A 9,160-nucleotide genomic window follows, 5' to 3' on the forward strand; every position below is an offset into this window, starting at 1 on the left:
GGAATGCCGGCGGCTTCAATTTTCCTCTTTATGCCTTGCTCAATAGGGGAGAGGATTGTCCAATTATCACTGGAGTCAAACCGGCTGGTCGCGCTGTTTCGCTCAATGTAAACGCTCAAATTATTCAAGCAATCATCCTTGACCACACACGCTTCGGTTTGGCCTTTGTTCATGCCTTTCTCAAAAATCATAATACTAACATCCACTGTTGCTGAATCAAAGATTTTTTGCCCTGCAAAATCTATCAAACGCAGTGGATTGGTTTTGGTGGCGAAGAAGTCACGAATCGCCTCACCATAACCAGCGCGTATCCATTTATTGGAAGTGATGAATGACAAAACTCCGCCATCAGCAAGAAGAGCGTATCCTCGCTCAAAAAAAAGGCAATAAATATCACCCATGCGTGCAAAGGATTGGTACTGCATCTTTTTTAAACGATCAGCCTCTTGTTGCATAGATTGAAGCTGGATATACGGCGGATTGGCTATCACCACATCAAACCCGCCCTTCTCATGAAAAACTTCCGAGAAGTAGACTTCAAAGTCAAAGGTTTCGTTATTATTCGTGAGCTTCTTGATTAGCTGGTCAATTTGCTTCCGGAACTCCTGCTTCTTCTTGGCGTTCGTTTCATTGAAGTAGAGTGGCTTCAATTTCTCCAGATCATTGAATAACTCAACATTGAATAAATTCTTCTCTACACCTAACAAAGAATTACCGCAGACTATCTTATAGTCCAGGTTAGGCAAAGGCTGAATTTGTTTGATGTCTTCTTCCTCTACAACCAAAGAAAGCCAGAGACGGAGCTTGGCTATCTCAACAGCGCCGGGGTCAATATCCACACCGTATAAGCAATTCTGAATAGCATGCCGCTTGAAGTTGTAATTCGTTCTCCCCGTTTTGTCCGGTAGGTAAGTGGTAAGAGTGTTTCTGGTACGGACGATTTCCGTCATTAAGCCAACTGGGAATGCTCCGGAACCGATGGCCGGGTCGCATACCCTGATGCGGACAAGCTGGTCATCTATCAGCTTGGCATTCCGGCGGATACTTTCTGGAAGTTTATAAGAATACCGCTCCGTTTCTTTGCCATAAGCCTCAACCCTGGTATCATGCTCAATCGCCAGTTCCCCTATACGAACAAAGGCTTCTAGGTCTTCCCGGGGTACAATCGCCCGGTAGCCCGGCGATTTCAGAGTGCCCTGTTCGGGGCCCGGCTTGTCGAATAGCTTTCCTTGTGGAGGAGGTGTTGCCACTAATGGCACATCAGCGGTATTGAGGGCAGTATCCACATAGTTGATGAGACTCTCCTGACACATGTAGTGGACGATTTCACGCGGGGTATAGTAAGTCCCTTTTGATTTGCGGTCTTTTACTTCAAGCAGGTTTTCAAATACTTTACCCAGCATCTCGGGGTCAACGGCTACCTCTTTATCCAGAGGTTCATCTTCCTTAACGGTGAAGTTGTACCGGTCAAAGACATCAAGGATTCCGGTGCCAATGTCTCCCTCCTTTGTTTCCTCATTGTTAGAAAAGAGCTTGTTGGGAAGGAGGATATCGGTATGTACCCAATCGTAGTTATTGATTGGGTCAAACAAGCCACCGTTGAGGAACGGAATCTTGCAGTTGAAACGGCTATAGAAGTCATCAGTTCTCTCTGCGGCTAGGGCTTCGTAAAAGAGCGGTTCCAGGAGATCATTGAAAAAGTTACCATAGGAAGCGATTTTCTTTTCATATAAGCGCCGTAGAAAATCCTTTGGGCCAGTTCCCCAGTCCGCATCCCGACCAACTCCAAACCATCCCTTCTTCTGCAAGAAATAGAGGAATACAATTTGGCCCAGGAGCTTCTTGGCGAAATTAACAGGGTCTATACTCTTCGCTGCGAAATCTTCTCGTGCCTTCGTATTTTGTCTTGTCACACCTTCCAGGGCTTCTTCGACATCATGGAAGAGCTCACGGTACTTAGTGAAGAACTCCCTGGTGACAATTTCAATGTTGAAGGCTTTCTCAAAGTCGGATAACAGCGGCTTTCTTTGATCATCTTGCAAGATAGGGAGTAATTGTACCTGGGCGGTATGGCTGCTCTCATTCTCCCCAACAAGGAAAGAATACCGGCGTGCAGGGGTAAGTTCGGTCTCCACTTTGACCCTACCGCTTGATAACTGTGCGATATTGTAGTCCATACGGACCAAGGAGAAACGCCAGTTTGCCGGGTTTGGAGAGACAAAAGCCACTAGAGCAGCCGTTCTTTGCTTATCCTCCAAATATCTGGCGACAAAGTTCCTCTGCCTCGTGCGAGCCCGTTCTAGAGAAGTCTCTTTTTTAAGATTAACAATAAGGACATCAATTTCATCCTCTGATTTGCTTTGAGCATCGGACTTCCCGATGCGTTCGATAGAATCTATATAGGGTTGAAAAGCACCGGCATTTGGTAAGCGGTTCCCAGCCCAAAGGAAATTACCGGATACATCTAAGTTTTTGAATAAATTTTTGCTCAGCTTGATGAAACGCCCTTTATCAAAGGGACTCTCAAGGGTGTCCTTTACAATTTTGATGGCCGTATTTCTATCCATTATTACCCACCAAGTATTCAGATAATATTACTTCGCGTGGTCCCGCAGTCTGGGCACTGCTCTCAGCTATAGTATCCTTAAAGAAAGCGGCAGGCACGTTAGTCTTGAGTATGCCCAAGATTATTAGAGGATCGATTTGCCCTGCTAGCGCTTTAACGAGCGTCTTAGTAGTCTGCTTCGGTAGGGCACCTTCTTCTAGTAAGCAAGTCAGTTCCTGTACATATATCTCATCATCTTCCGTGTAAGATAAACAATGTTTCACTTGCTTCGATTTAAGTACTTTGAGCACGAAGCTGGCGCTATCCCGCCCTCCTTTGAGACCAAGTTCCGGCACATCCACTTCGGTTGTTGATTCCCTAAAAGCCTGTTTATTCTTGTCTAATAAAACGAAATACTCGGCAGGGATATTCTCACGAATTGTATCCACCGGTGTGTCCAGAATCTGCGCGGCAGCCATGAAATCAAGTTCCCCGGGAGAGTCTTTGCGAGTGAGGTAGAATTTCTGAAGCTTCCCCTTGCGGAAGTAGGTGAGCAGAGCGTTACCATGGTGCTCGTCACGACGACCTGTACGGGCCTTCTTCGGCAACCTTTTGATGTGATCAAACAAAGTGGGGTCATTATCTCGAATGTCGCGAATTACCTGAAGGTACTTCAGTTCACTTTCCTCGGCGCCATCCTCGCCGGTTATTGTCTTCTTTGAGGTGAGCCGGTTGAACAGGTCATGAGACTTTATTTCTTCACCATCCGTAAGTAGCCTGGCATCGGCTCCGAGCATCTCGATAAAAGCCTGTATCTTGTACTCGGCGGCTTCTTTGAGCTTTATTTGGTCGTTTGACTGTGTGGTGGGGAAGAAGTTGAATGTGTAAATCTTATCGAACTTGGTGTCAACACGGTTGATACGGCCCACTCTTTGCATCATACGGGTGGGGTTCCAGGGAATGTCATAGTTAACAACAACATTGGACCGGTGCAGGTTGACACCTTCGGATAGGACCTCCGTTGTTACTAGAATCCGATAATCATTCCGAGGGTGCTTGGAGCGAGCGTCAAAATTGGCTGTAACCTGTTCGCGTATAGGAGCTCCAGATGCCCCCGAATAGGTGAGCACTTGTCCCGGGAATCCCTTATCGATGTTTTCAGCAATATATTCCGCAGTCTCACGAGATTCAGTAAAAACAATGAGCTTGTTCTTCTTGAGAATCTGGTTTGCCTTGAGGAGTTCTATGAACTCCAACAGCTTGGGGTCACGTTTGAGAGAAGTCCACATTTGAGATATTTCAAGAAGCACATTGAGGTCGGCTTCAAGCAGATTGCGGTACTTGGGATCGAAGTCGATAGCTTTGTAGCCCTTGGCCTTGTCTTCATCCAGCAATTGCTGCACAGCCTGGTCATCGTCATCATCCAATAGCTCAAATAGCTTTGTCGAGTATTTCTTGCTGACATAGACGTTGCCTTTATCGAACTCCCGAAGGAATTCAGCATAGGATTTAACGAAGCGGTCAACGGTCTTTTTGAAAGCAAAGAAACTGCTTTCAAGCCTTTTGACCAGAAGAATTTTCATGAACTTCCTCATGTTCTTTTGAGCGAGGTCTTCAGCCTGGGTAACGGGGCCTCGGTAAAATAACATAGGGGTGTAGCGCGCATATTCGAAGTGCCGAGTAATCAAGTCTATAGTTCGCGTGAAAACCTTGTCTTCATTTGCATTTAGCTGATAAAGGAGGGCTTCAGGGTCCGCTACTTCCGGAAACTTCAGCTTTTGGCGCTCCAGGTCTTTGGCGAAATACCTAACGATTTCGGCACGGGTGCGGCGTACCATCAAATACTTCAATACCCGTTCTCGGATTAGCTCCGAATTATCTTTTACGGTCTCAATATATTCTTGATAGTCCTGCTGCCGGTCGAGGTTGGTTAACTTCTTCTCGAGGCTATTAAAGAAGCCCTCCAGATTGGGCACATTAGGGATGGTGCTCTTTCTGGCTTTCTGGAATAGCTTAATCTGACTCAGAATGTCTCTCGGTGAATTGTTCAAGGGAGTGGCGCTGACCAGAATAACACGCTTCCCGCGGCATATCTGGGCCAGCTTCTCATAGGTGATATTCATTTCGGAGCGAAACCGGTGAGCTTCATCTATGAAAACATTCTTGTAGTTGCCGAGGTCTTCACTGGCCAGGTCATCGAGCTTGCCTACTGAAACAAATCTTGTGCCAGGCACGCGAAAATCAAAAAAGACGTTTGGCCAAGACCCAGGAACGTTTTCATTCAGTAGGGCTGGCGGTGCAATTACCAGATTCCGTCCGTCAAGCTGGTTGGCCAGCATTGCTGAGATGTACGTCTTACCCAGACCAACGACATCAGAAATGAAGACTCCGCCATATTCTTCCAGCTTGCTCTTGGCATCTTTAACGGCTTCCGACTGATATTCGAGATTCAGAAAATCTTCCGGCAAATAGGCTTTCTCTATGCTCTGTTTATCGAGATTGATTTTCTCCTTGAAATATTCGTAGAGGAACTTTAGATATAACTCGTACGGGTCGACTTTGCTGAGCCACGTTCGTTTCGTTATGGTCTCGACGTATTTGTCACTAACGTCTACCGCGCTAGCCCAGAGTTCGTTGAACTTAGCCAGGACGAATTCGTAATCTGACCTGTCCTTCAGTTCTACATTGAATTCGAGGTTCTCAGCCAGACCGGCCTGGGTGAGATTACTTGAGCCGGTAATTACTCGACCGACGTCCTTGTCGTCCTTTGGGAAAGTCATTATGTACAACTTGGCATGGATGTTGCCAGACGGATACGCTTTGATTTCAACTTTGCCTTTCTGAATCCATTCGACGAGTTTGTTAGCACCATCCTCTACGTTAGAATTATCTTCGGAAATCTCCATTTCTCGAGCGACTGTTTCACCAAGTCTCTGTTTTGCTTCCGCGTGGGAAAATTCAAAAAGGTCCATCTTTGAATTAGCTTCCTGAATTACATCGAGAGTGTTTCGATCGGTACTAATCCCGATCAGAATTCTGATTTTCTCAGTGCCATTCAAAGACTTGAGTAAGGTGTAGAATCCGCTTGTAAAAAAATAACCAACGAGTACGTCGAAGAATCTTGTACCGCCAAGCAGTACTTTGAAGCGCTCCCGGAGGTTGTTCTCGCCTTCGTTGGTGATAAATGTGGTATCAGTGCTCATCCACTAATCTCCCGTCATAATACTACCCCCTCCCATCAGCCACCCCAATTCACCCCGTTTTCATGCCTGCCTCACCTTTGTTTCTTTCACCCAGCCAAAGGTCAATTGTTTCTTTTCTGAAACGCCAATGCCGACCGATTTTTTGGGATGGGATCTTGCCTTCACGCACGAGTTTGTAAATAGTCGATCTAGGGATTTTTAGGTAATCAGATAACTCGTCAACGGTTAAGATAGCCCCGGGATTATTCTCAGCCATTGTCCTTCTCCGAGTGTTGTCTCATGGGTGTAATTTACTAATTATTGATAGTTGTTGTCAAGTGTTGCAGTTTGAAGTTAAAAAAAGGGACCTGGATTTTTACCCAGGTCCCTTAATAGAAACCGAGTGTTTTAAAATTCAAACAGTGCTGGTTGTTCTGCTTCTCTCTTGAACACCTCCTCTTCTTTCCGTTGCCTCCTCTCCACCCGCCCGGCTTCTTGCCTTGCCGTCGTGCGCCGGTTGTAGAGCCATTCCTTGAGCCGACCCAGCTCGGCCATTTGCTGGGCGTTGAGCGAGTCTACCCGGATGTCTTCGGGCAGCTCGCTCTTTTGCCAGCGTCTATATGTCTTGCCGGCTACATAGATGTAAATTTGGCTCCAATCGCCGTTCATCGGCACAGTCAGCGAGGCTGTGTTAAGGTAGGCACAAGCTTCGGCATCGGTGCCGGTCGGCTGCTCACCCTTCGTTTCCTTCATGTTTTCGATTAGCCGTTCCATGACGATCGCATTTTTCAGCCATTCGGGAAGATCGTCTCCCCATCCGCCCGGGTAGACAATGATAGGGTCAGTCAAGGTGCCTACCAGGTTACCTATCATCAAGTCAATGTTTTTGGACACAATAACACCCTCCTTTCTCCTGTTTCCAGGCATAGTGACGCTTGATACTGAGTCAGTTGGTTTAAGATTGAACCGGAATATCGAAGGCTTGCTTGATAGCCATCTCTATTCCCGACCGATGCTTCTCGTCGGGCGGGTTCCGCCAGCCAACAATGTCACCGGGGAAGTCGTCTATGGCCACCGCGGCCCATATCTCAAAGGCATCATGGACCACGAACCAACTCCCCGATGTGGCGGTGGGTATGCGGGTGACAGTGAACTTATTCCCATCCACTTCGATTATTTCCTGCTCGACAACAACATCTTTAGGCATAGTTATCCCTCCTTTCCGGGCATAGTAAGCCCTATGAATTTGAGCGTTGGAATGTAGCCCGGTCACTTAGTCATCGCGGCCAAGTACCAGGGTTAATGACTAATACTCGTCAGGAAAAAGAATCGTCGTGGCGCTCCGGTCAGCCTCGGTAATTATCCAGATGGTAGCTATCCCGTTCTTGGGAAATCGATCATCGTTGTAGGCCGACAGCAGTCGGGTACCTTGCTTGAGCGCTTGGTCATTGGTCTGCTTATCTTCGTCATCCACGTCTCCCCAATCGCACTCAACATGGCGATTGAGAGACTTCTGGATGAACCGGGCAAAGCCGGGATTCTGGCAGGCAAGGTCGTAACCCCCCCTTGAAACGACAATCTGGCCGGTAGGGAAAGACGGGTTGATTACATGTATGGTATCTATGGGTATCACCTCCTCTTTGGGGCATAGTTACCCCTTCAATAACTGGGATTTTGTTTTAATCCTTGAACCTGGTTATATGCAGGCAGGCATAGTGTGACCTGAAGTTATCTATCGGGCTTTGCCAGAAGCCGTTGCGGAAGTCCAGCAGGTAGTGCCAGTAGCCCTGGTAGTCCTGCTCACGCACAGTTACCAGGTAGTCGGTGAATATCCTGACGGCTGCCGATTTGCTTCCCCAGAGTACGATGACGCTGGGAATATAGGTCTGGTCGCTTTTAAGCCTGCTGGGATGCCATTCCAACTGAAGCCTGGTAAGTTTCAGGTTATCCAGCCAGAAGTGCCGTCCGCCGGCATCATAAGAGCCAATGTAGATGTCCTTCCCTTCCAGCTCTTCCAGTATCTCTATGAGACGCTTTATGGCTTCCTGCCGTTTCTTACGGAGTGGTATCTGGATAGCCTTCCGTCCCAGTTTCACCGTTGTAGTCGGCTCCGGTTCAGCAAGCTTCACTCCACCAAATAAGTCCATTTGACCTGTTACCATGTTCTTTACTCCTTTCCTTTCCGAATTTTGGGCATAGTAACCCCTTCGGTCCCTGCATAACCGGTGCCGTTATCCCACCAGGCTGAGTTGTTTACCGTTATCGAGTTTCTGCTTTTCAGCCTCTACCGTTCCACTTGGGATAGACTCACGGACTGAGCTTATCGCTGCACGGACATTCCCCGGATAGGGCTGCTGGTTCCAGGACAATACCCCGCCGGTAACCCGCTCGATTTCGCCAATGAGACGGGACAGGTGCTGGTCGATATATCCTGGAAGGTTCGGAATTTCCCTAGCTTCCACAGCTACCAGTTTTGCCTGTTCCAATGGCTCAATGGCTTGATTGACGTATTCCTCGACCATATCCATTGCCTCATTGACCATCAGCGCATTCCACTTGATAGGCACAGTTTCACCTCCTTTATTTCAGTTCTTAGGCATAGTAACCCCTGTAAGCTGTTTCTCTTTTTTGATTCTTTCGGCTCTGGCTACTGACAAATAATCGGGACACATGGTAGAGCACGGACTGCGCCCTTTAAGACAGTCCCGACAAAACCAGTAGCACTTACGCCGGTTCGGGCGCCGGTAAAACATCTATTCCTCCCTGATTTCTGCCATTTGCCTGTCCGCTTCAGCTATGGCTATCTCCGCCGTAGCTTTAGCGGCGTTCCAGGTGGCGACTACCTTGTTCCCACGCTTCAAGTAAAGGAAATCTTCATCATCATCCAGGTAGAATCCCGCCTGCCTGTGTTCCGGCTTGAGAATCCGGTTCAGGGCTTCGCTTCGTATAGACATATCGACCCTCCTTTCTTGCCCTTTTAGCCAAAAAAAAGGGTATCCGTTCCCACGCATTGGGGAAACGAATACCCCTTAAAAAAGCAAAAAAGCGGGGTCTCCCCCGCTTTCCTGCGTTGGCTGTTTTCTGAGTTCAAGCGTTCAGTTCAGGCTTATGCTACGGCGACTGGTTCTTTTGCCTTGCGTTTCGCCTTATGCTTCGGCTTTTCGGCTTTGGTATTGGCAATAGCTTCAGCTTCGGCTACCGCATTGGCTTTCTCGGCTTCCTCAACCTCGGATTGCTCACCCTCGATGGGTTCGCTTTCCTCGGCGGTCTCGGCTTCTGGCTCGGTGGGCTGGCTGGCTTCTACCTTGACTGGTTCGGCGGTCTGTGCCTCACCTTTCGGCGTCTGGCTTTCACCCGCAAACATCGGCATTACCACAAGCTCATAGTCGGGACTGGTAAAGAGCATTGGCGACTTACTGTCTACCAACTTAAG

Annotated in this window: 10 protein-coding genes; all 10 read right to left on the reverse strand. The window is 47.9% G+C overall.

Translation table 11 applies throughout. The annotated features are described in order from the left end of the window. Window positions 1-2,567, reverse strand: a 2,567-nt coding sequence (locus WC259_RS06335; RefSeq protein ID WP_372643656.1) for an Eco57I restriction-modification methylase domain-containing protein, incomplete at its 3' end; no start/stop codon positions are given. Then, on the reverse strand, window positions 2,560-5,748 hold the full coding sequence (locus WC259_RS06340; RefSeq protein ID WP_372643659.1) for a helicase-related protein: 3,189 nt from the start codon (window positions 5,746-5,748) through the stop codon (window positions 2,560-2,562). The genes WC259_RS06335 and WC259_RS06340, both read right to left, overlap by 8 nt. Window positions 5,749-5,797: 49 nt before the next feature. After that, a complete protein-coding gene (locus WC259_RS06345; RefSeq protein ID WP_372643662.1) occupies window positions 5,798-6,004 on the reverse strand; it encodes a helix-turn-helix domain-containing protein in 207 nt (68 codons plus the stop codon). A 131-nt stretch (window positions 6,005-6,135) separates the two neighbouring features. Beyond that, the gene (locus tag WC259_RS06350) at window positions 6,136-6,621 is read right to left on the reverse strand and encodes a hypothetical protein (protein WP_372643665.1); all 486 of its coding nucleotides are present in this window, start codon (window positions 6,619-6,621) and stop codon (window positions 6,136-6,138) included. Window positions 6,622-6,682: 61 nt separating this feature from the next. Next, window positions 6,683-6,934, reverse strand: coding sequence for a hypothetical protein (locus WC259_RS06355; protein WP_372643667.1), 252 nt, complete (start codon window positions 6,932-6,934; stop codon window positions 6,683-6,685). A gap of 99 nt (window positions 6,935-7,033) precedes the next feature. Further along, window positions 7,034-7,351: a hypothetical protein gene (locus WC259_RS06360; protein ID WP_372643681.1), complete on the reverse strand. Its 318-nt coding sequence runs from the start codon at window positions 7,349-7,351 to the stop codon at window positions 7,034-7,036. A gap of 55 nt (window positions 7,352-7,406) precedes the next feature. Next, window positions 7,407-7,889, reverse strand: coding sequence for a hypothetical protein (locus WC259_RS06365; protein WP_372643669.1), 483 nt, complete (start codon window positions 7,887-7,889; stop codon window positions 7,407-7,409). 69 nt (window positions 7,890-7,958) lie between these two features. Further along, complete coding sequence (locus WC259_RS06370; RefSeq protein ID WP_372643672.1) at window positions 7,959-8,294, reverse strand: hypothetical protein; 336 nt, start codon at window positions 8,292-8,294, stop codon at window positions 7,959-7,961. A 186-nt stretch (window positions 8,295-8,480) separates the two neighbouring features. Then, on the reverse strand, window positions 8,481-8,681 hold the full coding sequence (locus tag WC259_RS06375; RefSeq protein WP_372643675.1) for a hypothetical protein: 201 nt from the start codon (window positions 8,679-8,681) through the stop codon (window positions 8,481-8,483). Between the two features lie 152 nt (window positions 8,682-8,833). Beyond that, complete coding sequence (locus WC259_RS06380; protein ID WP_372643678.1) at window positions 8,834-9,091, reverse strand: hypothetical protein; 258 nt, start codon at window positions 9,089-9,091, stop codon at window positions 8,834-8,836. Between the last annotated feature and the right edge of the window lie 69 nt (window positions 9,092-9,160).

The organism is Dehalococcoides sp., from assembly GCF_041654235.1.
GTDB classification, from domain to species: Bacteria; Chloroflexota; Dehalococcoidia; order Dehalococcoidales; family Dehalococcoidaceae; genus Dehalococcoides; species Dehalococcoides mccartyi_B.

Coding starts and splice junctions, on each gene's coding strand:
- WC259_RS06340 (WP_372643659.1), bottom strand. CDS start 5,748: ATGAGCACTGATACCACATTTATCACCAACGAAGGCGAGAACAACCTC.
- WC259_RS06345 (WP_372643662.1), bottom strand. CDS start 6,004: ATGGCTGAGAATAATCCCGGGGCTATCTTAACCGTTGACGAGTTATCT.
- WC259_RS06355 (WP_372643667.1), bottom strand. CDS start 6,934: ATGCCTAAAGATGTTGTTGTCGAGCAGGAAATAATCGAAGTGGATGGG.
- WC259_RS06365 (WP_372643669.1), bottom strand. CDS start 7,889: ATGGTAACAGGTCAAATGGACTTATTTGGTGGAGTGAAGCTTGCTGAA.
- WC259_RS06375 (WP_372643675.1), bottom strand. CDS start 8,681: ATGTCTATACGAAGCGAAGCCCTGAACCGGATTCTCAAGCCGGAACAC.
- WC259_RS06380 (WP_372643678.1), bottom strand. CDS start 9,091: ATGTTTGCGGGTGAAAGCCAGACGCCGAAAGGTGAGGCACAGACCGCC.